This is a genomic window from Neobacillus pocheonensis, from assembly GCF_050477905.1.
Classification (GTDB): Bacteria; Bacillota; Bacilli; order Bacillales; family Cytobacillaceae; genus Neobacillus; species Neobacillus pocheonensis_A.
On sequence record NZ_JBCNAD010000032.1, the window covers coordinates 120,321 to 139,134 of the forward strand.

Annotated in this window: 22 protein-coding genes and 1 pseudogene; 15 read left to right on the forward strand and 8 right to left on the reverse strand. The window is 37.6% G+C overall.

What is annotated here, in order from left to right:
- Positions 1–147 precede the first annotated feature (147 nt).
- Together ABES02_RS17925 and ABES02_RS17930 are read right to left on the reverse strand one after the other, a co-directional pair.
- A complete protein-coding gene (locus ABES02_RS17925; RefSeq protein WP_430137769.1) occupies positions 148–1,947 on the reverse strand; it encodes a M3 family oligoendopeptidase in 1,800 nt (599 codons plus the stop codon).
- 118 nt (positions 1,948–2,065) lie between these two features.
- Entirely contained in the window at positions 2,066–2,227 is a 162-nt protein-coding gene (locus ABES02_RS17930) for a hypothetical protein (RefSeq protein ID WP_430137771.1), read from the reverse strand.
- Positions 2,228–2,389: 162 nt separating this feature from the next.
- Between ABES02_RS17930 and ABES02_RS17935 the strand changes: the two genes are divergently transcribed.
- Together ABES02_RS17935 and ABES02_RS17940 are read left to right on the forward strand one after the other, a co-directional pair.
- Positions 2,390–3,070, forward strand: a complete 681-nt coding sequence (locus tag ABES02_RS17935; protein ID WP_430137774.1) for a response regulator transcription factor — start codon at positions 2,390–2,392, stop codon at positions 3,068–3,070.
- 13 nt (positions 3,071–3,083) lie between these two features.
- Positions 3,084–4,052 (forward strand): F510_1955 family glycosylhydrolase, encoded by a 969-nt coding sequence (locus tag ABES02_RS17940; RefSeq protein ID WP_430137776.1) that lies wholly within the window; start codon positions 3,084–3,086, stop codon positions 4,050–4,052.
- A gap of 13 nt (positions 4,053–4,065) precedes the next feature.
- On the opposite strand, the gene sigK is transcribed toward ABES02_RS17940, so the two are convergent.
- Both sigK and pssA read right to left on the reverse strand, forming a co-directional pair.
- Positions 4,066–4,782 (reverse strand): RNA polymerase sporulation sigma factor SigK, encoded by a 717-nt coding sequence (gene sigK, locus ABES02_RS17945; protein WP_430137778.1) that lies wholly within the window; start codon positions 4,780–4,782, stop codon positions 4,066–4,068.
- Positions 4,783–4,952: 170 nt separating this feature from the next.
- Entirely contained in the window at positions 4,953–5,495 is a 543-nt protein-coding gene (pssA, locus tag ABES02_RS17950) for a CDP-diacylglycerol--serine O-phosphatidyltransferase (protein ID WP_430137781.1), read from the reverse strand.
- 128 nt (positions 5,496–5,623) lie between these two features.
- Here pssA and ABES02_RS17955 point away from each other — a divergent pair, with 128 nt between their 5' ends.
- Complete coding sequence (locus tag ABES02_RS17955; protein ID WP_430137784.1) at positions 5,624–6,403, forward strand: phosphatidylserine decarboxylase; 780 nt, start codon at positions 5,624–5,626, stop codon at positions 6,401–6,403.
- Between the two features lie 61 nt (positions 6,404–6,464).
- On the opposite strand, the gene ABES02_RS17960 is transcribed toward ABES02_RS17955, so the two are convergent.
- A complete protein-coding gene (locus ABES02_RS17960) occupies positions 6,465–6,605 on the reverse strand; it encodes a sporulation histidine kinase inhibitor Sda (RefSeq protein ID WP_430137787.1) in 141 nt (46 codons plus the stop codon).
- Between the two features lie 423 nt (positions 6,606–7,028).
- On the opposite strand from ABES02_RS17960, the gene ABES02_RS17965 reads away from it, so the two are divergent.
- Genes ABES02_RS17965 through ABES02_RS18000 form a run of 8 tightly spaced genes read left to right on the forward strand, consistent with a single transcriptional unit; the run spans position 7,029 to position 12,059 of the window.
- Positions 7,029–7,544 (forward strand): YqeG family HAD IIIA-type phosphatase, encoded by a 516-nt coding sequence (locus tag ABES02_RS17965; protein WP_430137790.1) that lies wholly within the window; start codon positions 7,029–7,031, stop codon positions 7,542–7,544.
- 3 nt (positions 7,545–7,547) lie between these two features.
- Entirely contained in the window at positions 7,548–8,654 is a 1,107-nt protein-coding gene (yqeH, locus tag ABES02_RS17970) for a ribosome biogenesis GTPase YqeH (RefSeq protein WP_430137793.1), read from the forward strand.
- A 31-nt stretch (positions 8,655–8,685) separates the two neighbouring features.
- On the forward strand, positions 8,686–9,525 hold the full coding sequence (gene aroE, locus ABES02_RS17975; protein WP_430137795.1) for a shikimate dehydrogenase: 840 nt from the start codon (positions 8,686–8,688) through the stop codon (positions 9,523–9,525).
- Positions 9,519–9,809 carry a ribosome assembly RNA-binding protein YhbY gene (gene yhbY, locus ABES02_RS17980; protein WP_289988074.1) on the forward strand — a complete coding sequence of 97 codons (291 nt, stop codon included), beginning with the start codon at positions 9,519–9,521 and terminating at the stop codon, positions 9,807–9,809. Before aroE ends, yhbY begins: the two co-directional genes overlap by 7 nt.
- A gap of 18 nt (positions 9,810–9,827) precedes the next feature.
- Positions 9,828–10,397 carry a nicotinate-nucleotide adenylyltransferase gene (locus ABES02_RS17985; protein ID WP_430137798.1) on the forward strand — a complete coding sequence of 190 codons (570 nt, stop codon included), beginning with the start codon at positions 9,828–9,830 and terminating at the stop codon, positions 10,395–10,397.
- Positions 10,387–10,953, forward strand: a complete 567-nt coding sequence (gene yqeK, locus ABES02_RS17990) for a bis(5'-nucleosyl)-tetraphosphatase (symmetrical) YqeK (protein WP_430137800.1) — start codon at positions 10,387–10,389, stop codon at positions 10,951–10,953. Before ABES02_RS17985 ends, yqeK begins: the two co-directional genes overlap by 11 nt.
- 3 nt (positions 10,954–10,956) lie before the next feature.
- Positions 10,957–11,313, forward strand: coding sequence for a ribosome silencing factor (gene rsfS / locus ABES02_RS17995; RefSeq protein WP_430137802.1), 357 nt, complete (start codon positions 10,957–10,959; stop codon positions 11,311–11,313).
- Positions 11,310–12,059 (forward strand): class I SAM-dependent DNA methyltransferase, encoded by a 750-nt coding sequence (locus ABES02_RS18000; RefSeq protein WP_430137805.1) that lies wholly within the window; start codon positions 11,310–11,312, stop codon positions 12,057–12,059. Before rsfS ends, ABES02_RS18000 begins: the two co-directional genes overlap by 4 nt.
- 72 nt (positions 12,060–12,131) lie before the next feature.
- On the opposite strand, the gene comER is transcribed toward ABES02_RS18000, so the two are convergent.
- Positions 12,132–12,956, reverse strand: coding sequence for a late competence protein ComER (gene comER, locus ABES02_RS18005; protein WP_430137807.1), 825 nt, complete (start codon positions 12,954–12,956; stop codon positions 12,132–12,134).
- A gap of 87 nt (positions 12,957–13,043) precedes the next feature.
- Here comER and ABES02_RS18010 point away from each other — a divergent pair, with 87 nt between their 5' ends.
- The 3 genes and pseudogenes from ABES02_RS18010 (at position 13,044) to ABES02_RS18020 (ending at position 16,764) form a co-directional block, all read left to right on the forward strand.
- On the forward strand, positions 13,044–13,688 hold the full coding sequence (locus ABES02_RS18010) for a helix-hairpin-helix domain-containing protein (protein WP_430137810.1): 645 nt from the start codon (positions 13,044–13,046) through the stop codon (positions 13,686–13,688).
- 227 nt (positions 13,689–13,915) lie between these two features.
- A pseudogene (locus ABES02_RS18015) lies at positions 13,916–14,362 on the forward strand (ComE operon protein 2); the annotation flags it as partial.
- Positions 14,363–14,436: 74 nt separating this feature from the next.
- Positions 14,437–16,764, forward strand: coding sequence for a DNA internalization-related competence protein ComEC/Rec2 (locus ABES02_RS18020; protein WP_430137813.1), 2,328 nt, complete (start codon positions 14,437–14,439; stop codon positions 16,762–16,764).
- Positions 16,765–17,035: 271 nt separating this feature from the next.
- Here the strand turns inward: ABES02_RS18020 and ABES02_RS18025 are convergent, their stop codons facing one another.
- Complete coding sequence (locus ABES02_RS18025; protein WP_430137816.1) at positions 17,036–17,170, reverse strand: YqzM family protein; 135 nt, start codon at positions 17,168–17,170, stop codon at positions 17,036–17,038.
- 303 nt (positions 17,171–17,473) lie between these two features.
- Here ABES02_RS18025 and holA point away from each other — a divergent pair, with 303 nt between their 5' ends.
- Complete coding sequence (gene holA, locus ABES02_RS18030) at positions 17,474–18,490, forward strand: DNA polymerase III subunit delta (protein ID WP_430137819.1); 1,017 nt, start codon at positions 17,474–17,476, stop codon at positions 18,488–18,490.
- Positions 18,491–18,525: 35 nt separating this feature from the next.
- On the opposite strand, the gene rpsT is transcribed toward holA, so the two are convergent.
- Positions 18,526–18,786, reverse strand: a complete 261-nt coding sequence (gene rpsT / locus ABES02_RS18035; protein ID WP_430137822.1) for a 30S ribosomal protein S20 — start codon at positions 18,784–18,786, stop codon at positions 18,526–18,528.
- Between the last annotated feature and the right edge of the window lie 28 nt (positions 18,787–18,814).

The following is an 18,814-nucleotide window of genomic DNA, read 5'->3' on the forward strand; positions in this document are numbered from 1 at the left end:
ATTTTAAGGGGTGGAGAATATGTTGATGGTTGTGATGGCATTGGTCATTACTGGGGCAATTGGCTGCGTAATCTCAGCGGAAATAAGCGTAGAATAATTAATTATAGCATCGGCCGGATAGAGCGGCCGATGCTTTTTATTCCCAATCTATATATCTTTTGTTAGCTCTAAAAATTCATCCACATCATCCATACAAATCCGGACTGCATTTTCCCAGAAGTCCTTTTCAGTTAGATTAACCTGTAAATGTTTCTTAGCAAGATCCTCCACAGACATCGAAGCAGTATCTCTTAACAAGGAAATGTACTTTTCTTCATAGCCTTTCCCTTCCTTAAGTGCCAGTGCATAAATCCCGAGGGAGAAAAGGTAACCAAAGGTATATGGGAAGTTGTAGAATGGAACACCAGTGATAAAGAAATGTAGCTTAGAAGCCCAGAATAATGGATGATATTCTTCTAAGGCTTCGCAATAGGCTTCCTTCTGCGCCTTAAGCATTAATTCATTCAATCTTTCTACCGCTACCGGCCCTTGTTTTCTTTCTTCATAAAAACGAGTTTCAAACAAGAAGCGGGCATGTATATTCATTAAAAGGGCAACCGTTCTTTGAATTTTATCATCAAGCAGAGCGAGTTTTTCCTCTTCATTCTTTGCATTTTTCACAGCGGCATCGGCAACAATCATTTCTGCGAATGTTGAGGCTGTTTCTGCAACGTTCATCGCATAGTTTCGATTAAGATGTTGAACCCCCTTCATCGCAAAGGTGTGGAAACCGTGCCCTAGTTCGTGAGCGAGTGTGGATACATTTGATGGCGTTCCCGAATAAGTCATAAAGATCCTTGATTGATTACTTTCTGGGAAGAAAGTACAGAAGCCTCCAGGTGCTTTTCCAGGACGATCCTCCGCTTCAATCCACTGCTCCTCAAAGGCCTTTTTTGCAAAAATAGCCATTTTTTCACCAAAAAGAGCAAAGTTTTGTTCGATAAATTCGGCACCTTCTTGATAGGAAAGCTTTGATGCTGTTTTTCCATAAGGAGCATCTAAATCAAACCAGCTTAATTTCTCAAGACCTAAGAGTTTTGCTTTCCGTTCTAAATACATGACAAGTTTTTGTTTATTTTCAGAAATAACCGTCCACATTGCTTCAAGTGTTTCTTTTTCCATTCGGTTAATGTTGAGCGGTTCTTTTAATACCTCTTTCCAGCCTCTTTTTTGATAAACATTTAACCGAAAACCGGAGAGATGATTAAGAGTTTTAGCAAAAAAGTCCGCTTGGTCGCCCCAAGCCTTTTCCCAATTCTTAAACACTTTGGCACGGACTTCTCGGTCAGGGCTTGAGAATTTATTAAAGGCTTGGCCGACAGAAAGTAATTTCTCTTCACCATTTTCGGTTACAGGAATTTTTATTTTTCCAACGATTAAATCATACAATTGGCCCCAGCTATGATAGCCGTCAACACCTAGAGAGCTGATTAATGCTTCCTCCTCTTTGGAAAGTCTATCCTTGGCACGTTCACGTCTTTCTGAAAGCACGAAGGAGAGCTCATACAATGCTTGACTAGCAAGCAGCTGTTTCCAAACATCATCACTGATGGAAGTAAGCAGGCTATCAAATGTGCTTAGCGCTGATTGAAAAGCAGCGCTTAAACTAGTTACTTTTGATTCAAGGGTGTAGGCTTGTTTATCTTCCGTATTTTGTGCTTGCAGACATCCAACAAATGCGCCTGCCTGGCGGAGTTTTTTAGCTGTTTTTTCAAAATCCTCAAGCAGCACCTGTAAATATTTCTGATCTTGAGAAGAATTGAGTGGAGTCCAATTGTTTACCTTGGTTTGGAAAAACTCAATTAATTCAGCAGTGTGGTTTAAATGGTCTGCAAAGTCAGGAGACGCACTTCCACCTTTAAAAAATGCATCAAGATTCCAAACATCAGAATATGTAGTGGCTGTCATCTTTTGTACCCCCTTTTCATATGTACTTCTTCATTATAATCTATATTTTTCAAAAAATTCTTGTATTTCGCTTCCGAAACAAAAATGGCTTATGCTAACCTGCACAAGCCGAAAAGAATCAACAAAAACGAGAATAATACCACCATCCGCCAAAGATTAATAATAGGATGAATAAGACGATAAAGAGCGCATACCATCCTCCCCCTCCACTAGGATAAGGAACTGGGTAGGGTACGGGGTAAAAGGCGGATGGATAAGGATAACCATAACCATATGGCATGTAATTCCCCCCTTTATCTTTTTTATAATAGGTTATGAGCCCTAGTCCTTGCTTGTATAGGCAGATGTGCATGTCCGCATTTGTCCAAATGAAATTCACATCTGTTTACAGCCAATTGTAGTATAATTTATTCTTAGATTTATATGATGGGAGAGGTTGCGTTTGAAAAAAATTCTGTTAGTAGATGATGAATCAAGAATGTTAGATTTACTTTCCCTCTATTTAACACCCAAAGGATATCATTGTATAAAATTGACTTCGGGAATTGAAGCTATTCATTTCTTGGAGGGTGATCAAGCGGATTTAATCCTATTGGATGTGATGATGCCCGAAATGGACGGTTGGGAAGCTTGCCGAGAAATTCGAAAAAATTGGGACGTTCCAATAATTATGTTAACTGCACGCAGTGAGAAAATGGACGTAGTTAAAGGCTTAAAAACGGGAGCAGATGATTACATATCAAAGCCATTCAATGAAGAAGAGCTAACGGCCAGAATTGAAGCCATTCTTAGAAGAAATAGTGGAAAAAAGGGTTCTATTTCCTTTAGAGGACTATCCTTAAATGAAGATTCATTTGAAGTATCTTATCATGATAAGAATGTCCCAGTTACATTGAAGGAATTTTCGTTATTAGGGCTTTTTCTGCAGAATCGAAACAAAGTTTTCACTCGAGAACATTTACTCACGACCATTTGGGGATATGCTGCTCCAACTGAAGATCGGACCATTGATTCTCATGTCCGAAATCTTAGGGATAAGTTACGAAAAACAGGTTTTCCCGTTGATGAATATTTGACAACTGTCTGGGGACTGGGGTATAAGTGGATGGATAAGGATTTGTAACAGGAGGAAAAAAGTGAAGATTCAAAAGAAGGTTTTACTCATTATTTTAACGGGGATTTTATTAATAGCTGCGGGCTGCAGCAGTGAGCAGCCAAAAAAATCTGTACAAAAAAATGAAACTGTGAACAAAATAAAATACGGAATAGTTGAAGCGAAATCATTAAAAATTGAGAATATTCGTGGTATAGGCTACCCTGGAAATGATAATGGTCTCTATGTTGCTTCCGATCAAGGCTTAAAACTGTTTAAGGATTCAAAGTGGTACGAGACGACCACTAATAAACATGAGTATATTGGTTTTCAAGCACTTGATAAAGGTTTTGTGACAAGCGGGATTCCACAAAAAGGGACAGGTTATAAAAATCCGCTTGGATTAGTGCAAAGTGTTGATAAAGGGGAATCAATTAAAAAATTAGCTTATTATGGTGATCTGAACTTTTATTTTATGGCGGCAAGTTTTTCTGGAGATGCCATCTATGTGATTAGTGAGCAGCCACATGGGGAATTAAGTCAAGGTGTGAACTATACAAAAGATAATGGTCAAACTTGGAAAAAAAGTGCGTTTAAAAATTTTAATGCAGATTCACTGGGAATGATGTCCGTCAACCCTACTAATGGGGATATCATGGCTATGGCAACGAGATCAGGTATATATTATTCTAATGACAATGGAAACACGATGAAGCTAATTACCGCCCCCATAATGGTAACAGCACTTACGTTTAATGGGGATTCTCTTTTATTTTCTAGTGTAGAAAACAATTCAATTTTATTAAAAAAAGAGAACACTTCTTCTGGCGAACAAGCGGATATCGCGATTCCTTTTCTTGATTATGACAATCCAATTACCTATTTGTCAGTTAATCCGAAAAACGAAAATCAAATCGCGTTCACAACCTATCGAAATGATTTATATGAATCTAAAGATGGGGGCAAAACCTGGAACATGCTTTTAAAGGACGGTAAAAAAGAGCTGGAGTAATCCGGCTCTTTCATTAATTCTTTTTCTTTCTTTCCTTCTCGGCACGATAGAATTCATGGAACATTTTCATTAAGGCGCGCTTTTCAATTCGTGAAACATAGCTACGGGATATCCCAAGTTCTTTGGCAATCTCACGTTGTGTTTTTTCTTTTTGCAGGTCTAGGCCAAAGCGGCCAATGATTACTTCCTTTTCCCGCTCATCGAGTACTTCAATATATTTTTTTATTTTTTCTAGCTCCATGTTCAGCTGGATTGTATCAATAACATCTTCAGATTCTGACTTTAATACATCGATTAATGAAATTTCATTGCCCTCTTTATCTTGCCCTATAGGATCATGCAGGGATACATCCTTTTTTGTTTTCTTTAGCGCCCGCAAATGCATGAGGATTTCATTTTCGATACAACGAGCGGCATAAGTAGCGAGTTTTGTTCCTTTACCTTCCGAATAACTTTCTATCGCTTTTATTAAACCAATGGTTCCGATGGAGATTAAATCTTCCGAATCCTCACCTGTGTTTTCGAATTTTTTTACGATGTGAGCAACTAATCGTAAATTATGTTCAATGAGCATATTGCGGGCATGCGGGTCCCCTTCTGCCATTAATCGAAGGTATTTCCTTTCTTCTGCAGCGGATAGGGGTTGAGGAAAGGCATTATTTTTTACATACGATACCAGAAATAAAAACTCTTTCACTAAATAGCCGAGAGCTGTCAAAATTCCAGACATCTACTTCCACCCCCGTATCTTTTTTGGCTAATAAGAATAGGCTAGAGCCTATTATTAATTCCTATGAAAAAAACGGGAAATTGTGTCTGTCCAGAAAATTTTATTGTTAAAAATATAAGAAAGGACCTACCTGGTTAAATCCAAGTAGGTCTTTGTTCGTTTCAGAATAATTAAACTTTTTTCAATTTAAAGGAGCTGACCATTAAGAAGGATAGAATGATAATAATAAATAAGAACGTTTGAGATGATACGTAGTTAATGGCCAAAAAGCTTAATGTTGCCAAGCAGCCTGCTGCTGTGATCGGTAAACCAGTAAAGTATCCATTGCTTTCAGAAATATTAAAACGTGCCAATCTGAATGCACCGCACCCTATATAAAATACGGTGAAAAATGTACCAGGGCCGCCAAATTCATGAAGCACACCTTGGTAAAGTAATAGTGCTGGTGCCACTCCGAATGATATAATATCACTCATGGAATCTAATTGCTTGCCGAGCTCTGATTCAATATTAAATTTTCTTGCAATCAAGCCATCAAATCGGTCTGCTAAGGCGGCAATAAAAATGAGTAATAGGCTTAATCGTAAATTATTGGGATGCAGGGCAAAAATAATGGCAAATCCGCCCAATGATAAATTTGTTAATGTAATAACATTGGCTGTTTGGGATTTAAGTTTTTTGATGGTTTGATCCAAAACGTCCAACAAAAACATTTTCCTCATCACTCCTTTTTTAAAGCCAGAAGGGGATTCCATTTCATAAGGTTATTCTATAATATTATATTCTAAGCGTTTTATGCTTTTTCGTAAAGAGTATTTTTACACTATTTGGGGGTCATTCAATGATACAAACTGTATATCGTCTTTTAATTGAATTAACAAATGGCAGATGGACATCTAGCATTTTAAAGGGTTTTGCGCGTTCTCGCGTCAGCCGATTTATTGTCCCATCCTTCGCTAGAATCTATCAATTGAATGTAGAAGAAATGGAAAAAGGATTGACAGAATATCCAACCCTTCATGATTTATTTATTAGAACACTGAAAAAAGATGCAAGGGTAATCGATGATGCCCGTGATTCCGTTGTCAGTCCAGTGGATGCTGTAATTGAAGATGTGGGTCCAATCAATAAGAGAAGTGAAATAATAGTCAAAGGGAAGACTTATTCCATTGAAGAGATGCTTGGAAACGCTGAGTTGTTATCCAAATATTTAAATGGTACATATATGATTCTATACTTAAGCCCAAGTCATTATCACCGAATTCACAGCCCTGTGAATGGAACCGTAATGAATCAATGGACACTTGGGTCTAAATCATATCCTGTAAATAAATTAGGGCTAAAATACGGAGTTCGAACGCTCGCAAAGAACTACCGTGTCATTACGGAGGTCAAAACGGAATTTGGCCATGTGGCAATTGTAAAGGTTGGAGCGATGTTTGTTAATTCCATTGAAACAACCCATAAAGGGTCTGATTTAGTAAAGGGCGGGGAAATGGCCTATTTCACCTTTGGATCCACAGTTGTCTTGTTGTTTGAAAAGAATATTTTTGAAATTGATCCTCATATTCATACACCAAAGGAGATTAAAGTCGGGGAGAAAATTGGCATTTTAAAATAACGGTGCTTTAAGGTACCGTTAGTTATTTTGCTGAAAAAAAAGAAAAGCCCTATAAGGGCAATTAAGAAGTCATTTTGATTTTATTGTATAGCGAGCGTCGGTGAATTTCAGACTCAATTAGATTAATAAAGTCTGGGCTTAAATTTAATTCTCTTGCTTTAAAATAGGATTCGATTAATAATTCATCTGACAGTTTCCGCACGTCAGAATCCACCTCCGGATTTGAAATTAAGGGTTCTATTTATAATTAAACAAACATAAAATAGTACGTTCAATTGGTGTACCCTAAATCTACCAAATTTATTCTTATAGAACAATCGTTCTATTTATCCACAGAAACTAGTGGATAACTTGTGATTAATTTGTTTATAAAGTGAGGAAAAGGGAATGATTCAATGGGTATAATGTTAATAACTTTATCCACAGAGTCTGAGTTTGAAGGATTTTGTCGAAAAATATTTTTTTAATTGAAATAGTTTCGCCATATTTTTGAATCTCATGTATTGCCACGTTTTGATTAACAATAAGAATAGACTTTCTCACTTTTCTTTTGAAACAAAGGTTAAAATTGGTTATGATGAGAAGTGCTATGCATTATATTAGAAATCAATGAGGTGTAAGCTTAGTGTTAAAACAATTTTTACCGGATGAACATGTGAAAAGCATTCTGGATATATCACCTGAACAATTAAAACAAAAAGGGATTAAAGGAATTATTACGGACTTGGATAATACGTTAGTGGAATGGGACCGTCCAAATGCTACACCGGCTTTAATTCGATGGTTTGATGAAGTAAAAAAACATAATATTCTTGTTACAATCGTCTCTAATAATAATGAAGAAAGAGTGAAGGCATTTTCCGACCCGCTTAAGATCCCGTTCATTTTTCGGGCAAAAAAGCCAATGGGTCCGGCATTTCACAAAGCACTTTCACAAATGGGTTTGAAAAAAGAAGAGACGGTCGTGATAGGTGACCAGTTAATGACGGATGTTCTTGGAGGAAACCGGAGTGGATTCCATACGATTCTTGTAGTTCCTGTTGCGCAGACGGATGGTTTCTTTACTAAATTTAATCGCTTTGCGGAACGGAGAATTTTGAATTGGTTCCGCAAAAAAGGCATGCTGCAATGGGAGGAATAAGCTGTGATTGATCAACAATATTTATGTATGGGCTGTGGAGTAAAAGTCCAAACAGAAGACCCAGAAAAATTAGGATATGCTCCGGCTTCGGCATTAGAGAAAGAAACGATTATTTGCCAACGCTGTTTTCGGCTAAAACATTATAATGAAGTCCAAGATGTCGAGTTAACCGACGATGACTTTTTGAAAATCTTGAATGAAATCGGAAAAACTGACGCTCTAATCGTCATGATCGTTGACATATTTGATTTTAATGGCAGCTGGCTTCCAGGATTACATCGTTTTGTTGGCAACAACAAAGTTGTTCTTGTAGGAAATAAGGTTGATTTACTGCCTAAATCCGTCAAGCATAACAAATTAATACATTGGATGAAACAGGAAGCGCGCGAGCTTGGCTTAAGGGCAGAAGAGGTATTCCTCGTTAGTGCGGCAAAAGGCTTGTTTATTAAAGAAACAGCAGCAGCCATTGATGTGATGCGTAACGGCAAGGATGTTTATGTTGTAGGCTGTACGAATGTCGGCAAGTCGACCTTTATCAATAGAATCATTAAAGAAGTAACTGGTGAAGAGGATGTTATTACAACTTCCCATTTTCCTGGAACCACTTTAGATATAATTAAAATTCCTTTGGATGATGATAAATCATTAATTGATTCACCTGGTATCATAAACCATCATCAAATGGCCCATTTTATTGATAAAAAAGACTTAAAAGTGATAACTCCGAAAAAGGAAATAAAACCAAAGGTTTTCCAATTAAATGAAGGACAGACCTTGTTTTTTGGAGGACTAGCCCGGTTTGATTATGTTAGCGGCGGTAGAAGGTCTTTTGTTTGTTATGTTTCCAATGAGATTAACATTCACAGGACAAAAACAGAGAATGCGGCAGAACTGTACGATAAACATGTCGGCGAAATGCTGACACCGCCTAGACAGGAGCAGCTAGATTCCTTTCCTGACCTAGTAAAACAAGAATTTTTTGTAAAAGAAGCAAAAACAGATATTGTTTTTTCAGGACTTGGCTGGATTACAGTGAATGATCCTGGAGCAAAGGTGATTGCTTACGTACCAAGGGGAGTTCAAACATTAATCAGAAAATCTTTAATATAAAGGTACAGATGTAGAGGGTGAGAGGATACAAATGAAAAAGTTATATGCTGTTTTAGGGGATCCGATTGGGCATTCCATGTCTCCAATCATGCATAATGATTTATTTGAGCATTACAAGATTGATGCTCATTATCTCCCTTTTCACATCAAAAATGAGAATCTTGAAGATGCTGTCAAAGGATTAAAAGCGCTAGGCGTCGGAGGATTTAATATAACGGTTCCTCATAAAAGTGCCATTATTCCCTTCCTTGACGTAGTAGATGAATTGGCTTTAAATCTCGGAGCGGTCAATACGGTAGTCAATGACGGCGGTAAATTTATTGGCTATAACACGGACGGTCATGGTTTCTTAAGGGGATTAAATGCTTACATGCCTACTTTAGATGGAAAAAAGGTGTTAATCCTGGGAGCAGGAGGGGCAGCAAGAGGCCTTTATTTCACTTTAGCACTGGAAAGGCCGATGGTTATTGATATCGCCAATCGTACATTAGAAAAAGCATCCAGCCTTATTGAAGCCTGCCCCTACAGCATTGCCTCTAATGCTTTTACATTAGAGGAAGCAGGCAGACGGCTAGTAGAATACGATTTGATTATTCAAACTACTACGATTGGTATGTCCCCAAGAATTGCTGAATTACCAGTAAATGTAACAAATCTCAAGAAAAATGCTGTGGTTTGTGATATAATTTACAATCCGCTTGAAACTCTTTTTTTGCAGGAAGCAAAATTAAAAGGTGCAAGTATCCAAAACGGAATTGATATGTTTGTTTATCAAGGGGCCCTCGCATTCGAAAAATGGACAGGGATTTTCCCTGATATAGAAAGAATGAAAAACAATGTACTGCAACAATTAGGAGGAAAAACATGTTAACAGGTAAACAAAAAAGATTTTTACGATCAAAGGCACATCACCTTGATCCTATTTTTCAAGTAGGAAAAGGCGGCGTGAATGAAAATATGATTAAGCAAGTAGCCGATGCTCTTGAAGCGAGAGAGCTTTTTAAAGTGAGTGTTTTGCAAAACTGTGAGGAAGATAAGAATGTAGTTGCTGAGCAGTTGGCGGAAGGTGCGGGTGCAGAAATCGTGCAAATTATTGGGAATACTATTGTCCTTTATAAAGAGTCGGTTGAAAAGAAGCAGATTACTCTTCCATAAAAAACTAGGCGGTGAAGCATGAAGAAAGTTGGCATTTTGGGTGGTACATTTGATCCGCCGCATTACGGACATCTTTTAATTGCGAATGAGGTTCTTTCTGCACTTCAACTAGATGAGATATGGTTTATGCCAAATCAGGAACCTCCCCATAAGAAAAAATCGGATGAAGTAAAAAATGAAGACCGTTTGCAAATGCTTCAATTAGCATTGGAAAATAATCAATCGTTTGTAATTCAAACGATTGAACTTGAAAGAAAAGGGCCTTCCTATACTGTCGAGACAATGAAGATGATAAATGACCAATTTCCTGACCATCAATTCTTCTTTATTATAGGGGCAGATATGATTGAGTATTTACCGAAATGGCATAAAATTGACGAACTTGTAAAGCTCGTTCAATTTGTTGGCGTTGACAGGCCACATTATAGTCATCAAACAGATTATCCTGTTCTTTATGTTGACGTGCCAACAATGGAGATATCATCAAGCATGATTAGAGAGCGGGTAAAAAGCGGAAAGACGATTCGTTATTTACTACCAGATGCGGTCATTCTTTATATAGAGGAGAAAAGCTTGTATGGAACGTGAAAAGGCATTACAGCTTGTTAAAGAGCAATTAACCGAGCATCGTTATCAGCATACCTTAGGGGTAATGGAGACAGCTATTACCTTAGCAAAACAATATGGCGCAGATGAAAAAAAAGCTGAACTAGCAGCCATTTTTCATGATTATGCAAAATTTCGCCCCAAAGATGAAATGAAAGAATTAATTGTTACAAAAGGATTGCCGCAAGATCTGCTCGAATATAATGCTGAACTATGGCATGCACCTGTTGGTACCTATTTAGTTGAGAAAGAGGCAGGGATAACTGACCGTGATGTTTTGGATGCCATTCGTTATCATACTTCAGGAAGGCCAAGTATGACTTTGCTTGAAAAAATTATATATCTGGCTGATTATATTGAACCTGGAAGACATTTTCCAGGGGTTGATGAAGTAAGAGGAATGGCAAAGGAAAGTTTGGATAAGGCTCTAATAAAAGCGGTTCAAAATACTATCATGTTTTTAATGAAAAAAAATCAAAGGGTATATCCAGATACATTTCACACGTATAATGACCTGATAAAAAAAATGGAGGATTGATGGATGGATAATCAAGAATTATTAAAAATTACTGTAAAAGCTGCCGATGATAAGCGGGCAGAAGATATTCTAGCTTTAAATATGAAAGGAATTTCCTTAATTGCGGACTACTTTATTATTTGCCACGGCAACTCTGATAAACAAGTTCAGGCAATAGCTAGAGAAATGAAAGAAAAAGCACAAGAAAAAGGCTATGAGGTAAAAAGGATTGAAGGCTTTGATGATGCAAGATGGGTATTGATTGATTTAGGAGATGTCGTGGCACATGTTTTCCATCGTGATGAAAGAAGTTATTATAATTTGGAACGACTATGGGGTGATGCTCCACTAGAAGATATCCGTAGTGAGTTGAATACATGAGTTATGAACAATTTGCTTATCTTTACGATGAACTGATGAAGGATGCCCCTTATGATGCGTGGGTACAGTTTGTTAAAGAAACACTTGTACAAATTAAACTTAACAATGCTCACCGTCTGCTTGATTTAGCATGTGGCACGGGTGAATTATCGGTGCGATTTGCTCAGCAGGGATTTCAAGTGACGGGTGTCGATTTGTCGGATGATATGCTGGCAGTAGCACAGACAAAAGCCTTGGATGCTGGAATGAAGATTCCTTTTTTTCAGCAAAACATGGCTGATTTAGAAGGTCAAGGAGAGTTTGATGTGATTGGTATTTTTTGCGATTCCTTAAACTACCTTGAGTCTGAACAAGAAGTGGTTGATACATTTTCAAATGTTTATCGACATTTGAGCGAAGAGGGAATGTTTATATTTGATGTCCACTCTATCTATAAAATCACCGAGGTTTTCATCAATCAGACATTTGCCCACAATGATGATCATGTTTCTTATATTTGGAATAGCTTCCCTGGTGAAAGTCTAAACAGTGTGGAGCATGAGCTAAGCTTTTTTGTCTTGGATGAAAATACGGGAAAATATGACCGATATGATGAACTGCATTTACAGAGAACCTTTTCGATACAACAGTATTCGGATTGGCTGCGGGATGCAGGCTTTGAAATTGTACAGATAAGTGCTGATTTTGAAAACTCGGCACCTAAGGAAAATTCTGAAAGAATCTTCTTTGTCGCAACGAAAAAATAAAAAGAGCCATCTTTTCTAAAAAAGATGGCTCTTTTTATAAAAATATAGAGGAATTTGTCTTAATTTAGCGAATTAATGATTAGAGAATTGCACTTCTACCTTATGAAGGTCCTCTTTGAATTTCGCGTGTGTCGCCTGAAATACGTGTTCAAACATATTTCCCATCTCGTTCTCCAGCACCTTTATTCCTTCACCCGTTATTCCGCCCTTTACGCAAACCTTTTCCTGCAGTGACGGTAAGGTATAATGTCCTTGCTTTAATAATTCACCAAGTCCAACAACCATCTCACTAGCAAATATTGTTGCTGTTTCTTCATCAATTTCCGTTTCTTTTACCGCAGCATTAATAAAACTCTGAAGTAAATAGCTGAAGAAGGCAGGTCCGCAGCTAACAATGTCAGAGGCTACCCTTGTAATTTTTTCATCTATAGAAACTGGAACAGAGATCTTCGCAATTAGTTTTTCTACTTCTGTCCTCCAATGGTCGCTGCAATTTTCTCCATACGTTGTCAATGAAACCCCAGATAATGCACGATTTGTGATGCTTGGGATAACCCTAACAATGGAACAGGATACCTTTTTTTCAATTTGGCTTGTACTGACAGGACTTGTTATTGAAATAAGGCATTTCTTCTCACTCAAATATGGATTTATTTGGTCAAGTAATTTAAAAATTTGTAATGGCTTAACGCATATAAATATCAAATCGGACTCTGCCGCAACTTCTACCGCATTAGCCGCAATTCTAATATTTTTATATTTATTTTTAAGCAGCATCGCTTTTGCCTTCGTTCTATTCGTAATTATTACTGAAGAAGGGGAAATGGCTTTTCCATCAATCATAGCCTCGACCAAAATCGTCCCCATATTTCCGGTACCGATGATGCCTATATTCATTGATTCGACCCTCCTTCATATGAAAGATTCTTTTATAACAATATGAAATCCTGCAATGAAATATACCTTTAGAAAGGATGAATCCAATTGAAAGACTGGTTGAATGAACACAAGTTACATGTATTAATTGTGGCTTCGATTGCTTTTGGCGGACTTTATTATTTTTATTTGAACAATCATGCAGGATCAGTACCTGAACAATCTATAAATATGGAGAGTAACCTTCAATCGGATGGAAAGGAACCGGAAAAGAAAAGCCAAGAAGACCAAAATAAGCAACCTGAAAAAATAATGGTGGACATAAAGGGTCAAATTAAGCAGCCTGGGGTGTATCAAGCCAATACCGGTGAACGGGTGATTGATGTCATCAGCCGGGCTGGGGGGTTAACTGAACAAGCAGATCAGGGGCAAGTGAACTTTGCGGAACATGTCCAAGACGAAATGGTCATTTACATACCTGCAAAGGGTGAGGAGGGATTAGTTTCAGCAGGCAGTACAGGTGGTGTGGCACCATTAGGCAGTGCGGGTCAAAACGAGGGGAAAATTAATTTGAATAAGGCCGATGAAAGCGAATTGCAGAACCTTCCGGGGATTGGCCCTGCAAAAGCGGCCGCCATTATCGAATATCGAAATACAAGTGGTCCTTTTAAAGCGGTCGAAGATTTAAAGAACATCAGCGGAATCGGTGATAAAACCTTCGAAAAGTTAAAGGATTTGGTGGTCGTTCATTGACCAAATGGTACAAGCCGTTTACACTTTAATTATGGCTATTTTCGCATAGATTTTTGTTTTTCGAATAAATTTATCAACCCGTATAACTAGAAGCTTCGTGGCATCTTTTCGTAAGAACATTTGCGAAAATTGCCTAGGAACTTAGTAAATGAAACTTATTAATCTCCAAAAGCAACAAAGTTTACGAAAAGAGCCTTAATTAAAAGCTTTAAAGGGAGTGGGAGAAAATGAAGCGGATTTCCTGGGATCAATATTTTATGGCACAAAGTCATTTGCTCGCACTTAGAAGCACATGTACTCGACTTACAGTTGGAGCTACCATTGTAAGAGATAAACGAATTATTGCAGGAGGATATAATGGATCGATTGCGGGGGGAGACCATTGTATCGATAAAGGCTGCTATGTAATTGATAACCATTGTGTCAGGACCATCCATGCTGAAATGAATGCATTGCTGCAGTGCGCTAAGTTTGGGGTACCAACATCAGAGTCTGAAATTTACGTCACACATTTTCCATGTTTACAATGCTGTAAGGCCATAATACAGGCAGGTATTAAAACAGTTTATTATTCAGAGGATTATAAAAATCACCCCTATGCAGTTGAATTATTTGAACAAGCTAACGTGAAAGTAGAAAAGGTAGAGCTAACTGAAACAGTCATCGATTTTAGAAAGGTAAATCAATAATTTCTTAAGAAGAGCTGGTCAAATGACCGGCTCTCCATAACCAAAATTGGAGAAAAATTATGTATGGTAAATTTGTATTTTTTGCTATTGCTGCACTATTAGCGGAATTATGCGCTCAGATTAAATTTCTTCCTTTTTTTCTATTAATTCTAATTTACCTGTATGTATTATATAAATACAAAAAATATAACCAAACCCAACTACTAATCATCCTCCTTACTGTTTTCGTTTTTTTTATCGATGGCCATGGTTCGGTCTTAAAAAATAAAACAGTCATTCCTAAAAAAACTACTTCCTTTGATCTTGAATATACTCAGAACCCTAAAATTGATGGCGATTTATTACAGGTACAGGTAACTGATAAACTGTACAAGGAGAAATTATTAGTCCGTTATAAAATCAAATCCGAACAAGAAAAAGAGTTACTCCATAATAAAAGTTTTTATGGCTATTTATGCAGGGTTTCAGGGACTCTGGAACAACCGAAAATTGCCAAAAATCCTAATGGCTTTAATTATCGCCATTATTTATCTACGAAAGAAATCTATTGGATTGTTGATATCCAGGGAAATCCCCTTCAGAATTGCTCCACAATTAAGCAGTCCCCTATAGTTATGATTAAACAGTATCGCTTTCAAGGCACCCGATATCTTGAAAAACATTTTCCTCCAGAAATTGCTTCACTATCAGCAGCTTTAATTTTTGGGGACGTTAGTTTGCTTAATCCGGAATTATTAGGAGATTATCAACAAACCGGCCTAGTCCATTTATTGGCGATTTCTGGACTACATGTTTCCTTACTGATCGGCATGGTGTTTTATATCGGCATCCGTATAGGATTTACCCGCCAATTTATGGTGAATTTGCTCATTGTTATTTTACCTATTTATGTCATTCTTACAGGATCATCCCCGTCGGTTATTCGTTCCGCACTTATGATTTTTCTCATTTTAATTTCTGATAAGTGGAAAAGGTTTTTAAAGCTCATGCCGATTGATGCCATTAGCTTAGCATTTATGTTATATATTTTTATTAGTCCACTCGTTCTATTTGATGTCGGTTTTCAGCTTTCCTTTTCAGTAAGCTTTGCGATTATATTGTCTGCAGGGTCTATTCTGCAAAGCTATCAGGAAAATGGCGTAAAGATGTTGCTTACGTCTATCATAGCCCAATTAGCAGCGATGCCTTTTTTACTGTATCATTATTTTGGAATGTCCACGATTGGGATCCTGGCCAATTTGTTATATATACCACTATTTTCGTTTGTTTATCTTCCCGGTTTATACTTATTGTTTCTCATCGAAATCCTTTTCAACAATACACCACAAATGCTCATTTCATTCTTCTTACTAATCATAAATTTTTTTAATAATCTTATTGGTAAACTTGGTAATTTTTCATTAACAGCTTTTGTTCCTGGAAGGCCAAACATATTTTTACTAATAATGTACATTCTTTTTATCGTTTCGATCTTTTATATTTGGGAATCCAGGTCAACTCGAAAAAGAAATGTGCAATTACTTTTAATCGGGTTTGGATTGTTGGTTTTTCAGCCTAGTTGGAACTTTCTAAATCCATATGGTGAGATTACGATGATCGATGTGGGACAAGGTGATAGTATTTTGCTTCATTTTCCCCACGGCAGGGGCACCTATCTCATCGATACTGGGGGGACTATGCAATTTTCAGAAGATAAGTGGAGGGAGCGGGTTAATGTCTTTGAAGTAGGGAGGGATGTTGTTGTTCCTTATTTAAAAGGGCAGGGAATTACAACGATTGATAAATTAATCCTGACTCATGGGGATATGGATCATATTGGCGGGACATTTTCGATATTAAAGGAACTAAGTGTAAAGCAAATCCTGATGCCGTCCGTTAGGGACCCTTCAGATACAGAACGCGCTATTATCCAAGAAGCAAACAAGAAAGGAATTTCCGTCATAAACGTGTCAAAGGGAAATCATTGGAGCAGTGGAGTAAATGAATTTTATATTCTTTCCCCTGAAAAAAATTTCACAGGTGAACGTAATCGAGGTTCAATTGCAATCATTGCACAAATAGAAGGAGTTAACTGGTTTTTTGGCGGGGACCTTGATCAAGAAGGAGAACTAGCCATTATTAAAAACTATCCTAATTTGAAAATAGATATACTTAAGGCCGGCCATCATGGAAGTAGAACATCGAGTGCTGAAGAATTTATTCAAAAAATAAACCCTAGAGTAGCATTAATTTCTGCCGGTGAACATAATCGATTCGGCCATCCGCATCAGGAAGTCCTCGATCGTCTAGAAGCAGCTCATACTATGATTTATCGGACAGACTTGCAAGGGGCAATAACCTATCGTTTTTACCATGGACAAGGAACCTTTTCAACCTATTTGCCATAGGATATACCAATTCTTTTAAAAATTTGCTGTGTTAAAAGTCAGTGTTTATTTTGCACCCTGTTGATTAGAGTGGAGGGCACTCGACTCCTGGGGGATAGAGAGGTCACTGGAGACCCCACAGGCGCCAAAGCGCCGAGAAGGCTCCAGGACCTCCCCGCGGAAAGCGAGTGCCCGGAACGGAAATCAGCAGCCAAATTAAACAGAGCCAAAAAATAAAAAAGACTGCGTTTGCTGCAGCCTTTCTAGTTACACATATGTAGCCATCCATTTATTATGATCCAATTAGCTTAATAACTGTTGCAATAATAAACATTATCGCAAAAAACCCAAAGGAAACCCCAAACCCAACTCCTGAATCGATTGCATCGTTACGCTTACTTAGCACATTTTTTTCAAATTCGTTCACAGTCTACCCCTCCTATTTCAAGATATAGTATAAGCCATTCGTCTAAAAAAATCCAGCCTGCCTCAAATTGTATTCAATAACTGACAAGTGTTGTCAAAATAGTTTGACACGGTGCGGGCTACACTATATTTACAAAGAAATTCCGCAAGCATTAAGAAGTTCCTAGGGCCTTAATGCTAGCGTTTATAATAGATCGGGAATTGGTACTTTAAGATATTGTGCTAATTCCCTTTAAGTACTTGTCAAATCGTCCAAGCTTCTTTACGATAAGATGTGAGTGAAATGAAGGGGAGCGCTGGGCAAATGGTATTAGATATATGGAGAAAAATAAAACAAAGGGAAATTGCTCCTATTTATTTATTATATGGAACTGAGGCATTTTTAATCAATGAAACCAAACAGATACTTCTAAACACAATTTTAGGTGATGAAGAGAAGGAATTTAATTTCGCTGCTTACGATTTAGAGGAAACACCTATCGAATTGGCGTTAGAGGACGCTGAAACCTTTCCATTTCTTGGTGAAAGAAAAGTGATTTTTTTACATAACCCTGCTTTTTTAACTGCGGAAAAAACGAAAGAAAAAGTGGACCATAATTTATCAAGATTCGAAGCCTATTTAAAAGAGCCGGCACCATATACCGTGTTGGTCATTTCTGCTCCATACGAAAAACTAGATGAACGTAAGAAAATTACGAAGGAACTAAAAAGAAACGCTGAAATAGTGGAAGCAAAAAAATTAAATGAACATGATCTAAAAAACTGGGTAAAGACACGGGCAAAATCCAATGGAATTGAATTTGAGCAAGATGCGATTGACCAATTACTTGCTCTTAGTGGCACAAATATGTTTATGCTTTCAAGTGAAATTGAAAAGCTGGCATTATACGCTGGAGAGAAACAACGAATTGATGTCTCCATGGTAGATCAACTAGTGGCAAGATCGCTGGAGCAAAACATTTTTACTCTAGTTGAAAAAGTAGTACAGCGGAAGCTGGATGAAGGGTTAAGAATTTATTTTGATTTATTAAAACAAAATGAGGAACCGATCAAAATATTGGCCTTACTGGCAGGGCAATTCCGATTAATTTATCAAGTGAAGGAACTGTCAAGAAGGGGATATGGCCAGCAGCAAATTGCTGGGTATTTAAAGACACACCCGTTCCGAGTTAAGCTTGCTCTCGGTCAGGCTGCCGCCTTTACCGATGAGGACTTATCCCATTTAATGGGGCTGCTGGCAGAAGCGGACTATCAGATGAAAACAGGCGGGATGAACAAATCTTTATTGATCGAAATGCTGTTGTTTCGCCTGAAGAAATAAAAAAACGATTCCTGAATGCAGGAATCGTTTTTTTATTAAAGAGAGTTAGCTTTTTTCATTAGACGAGATTTTTTACGAGCAGCAGCATTCTTATGGATAAGACCTTTTGCAGCAGCCTTGTCTAATTTGCTTGCAGCAGTAACTAATGTTTCTTTTGCAGCAGCAGCATCGTTAGTTGAAATAGCAGCTTCAACTTTCTTCACAGCAGTACGCATTGCAGATTTAGCAGTTGTATTTTGAGCATTACGAGCTTCGCTTGTTTTTACACGCTTAATAGCAGATTTAATGTTAGGCATTACTTTCACCTCCTACAAAGAATCGAGA

What these genes read in the sequence shown, in the direction of transcription:
- aroE (WP_430137795.1), top strand. Translation starts at nt 8,686, where the DNA reads ATGAAAAAGTTATATGCTGTTTTAGGGGATCCGATTGGGCATTCCATG.
- yqeK (WP_430137800.1), top strand. Translation starts at nt 10,387, where the DNA reads ATGGAACGTGAAAAGGCATTACAGCTTGTTAAAGAGCAATTAACCGAG.
- ABES02_RS17985 (WP_430137798.1), top strand. Translation starts at nt 9,828, where the DNA reads ATGAAGAAAGTTGGCATTTTGGGTGGTACATTTGATCCGCCGCATTAC.
- comER (WP_430137807.1), bottom strand. Translation starts at nt 12,956, where the DNA reads ATGAATATAGGCATCATCGGTACCGGAAATATGGGGACGATTTTGGTC.
- holA (WP_430137819.1), top strand. Translation starts at nt 17,474, where the DNA reads ATGGTATTAGATATATGGAGAAAAATAAAACAAAGGGAAATTGCTCCT.
- rpsT (WP_430137822.1), bottom strand. Translation starts at nt 18,786, where the DNA reads ATGCCTAACATTAAATCTGCTATTAAGCGTGTAAAAACAAGCGAAGCT.
- ABES02_RS17925 (WP_430137769.1), bottom strand. Translation starts at nt 1,947, where the DNA reads ATGACAGCCACTACATATTCTGATGTTTGGAATCTTGATGCATTTTTT.
- ABES02_RS18020 (WP_430137813.1), top strand. Translation starts at nt 14,437, where the DNA reads ATGTATGGTAAATTTGTATTTTTTGCTATTGCTGCACTATTAGCGGAA.
- ABES02_RS17955 (WP_430137784.1), top strand. Translation starts at nt 5,624, where the DNA reads ATGATACAAACTGTATATCGTCTTTTAATTGAATTAACAAATGGCAGA.
- sigK (WP_430137778.1), bottom strand. Translation starts at nt 4,782, where the DNA reads ATGTCTGGAATTTTGACAGCTCTCGGCTATTTAGTGAAAGAGTTTTTA.
- rsfS (WP_430137802.1), top strand. Translation starts at nt 10,957, where the DNA reads ATGGATAATCAAGAATTATTAAAAATTACTGTAAAAGCTGCCGATGAT.
- ABES02_RS18000 (WP_430137805.1), top strand. Translation starts at nt 11,310, where the DNA reads ATGAGTTATGAACAATTTGCTTATCTTTACGATGAACTGATGAAGGAT.
- pssA (WP_430137781.1), bottom strand. Translation starts at nt 5,495, where the DNA reads ATGTTTTTGTTGGACGTTTTGGATCAAACCATCAAAAAACTTAAATCC.
- ABES02_RS17930 (WP_430137771.1), bottom strand. Translation starts at nt 2,227, where the DNA reads ATGCCATATGGTTATGGTTATCCTTATCCATCCGCCTTTTACCCCGTA.
- yhbY (WP_289988074.1), top strand. Translation starts at nt 9,519, where the DNA reads ATGTTAACAGGTAAACAAAAAAGATTTTTACGATCAAAGGCACATCAC.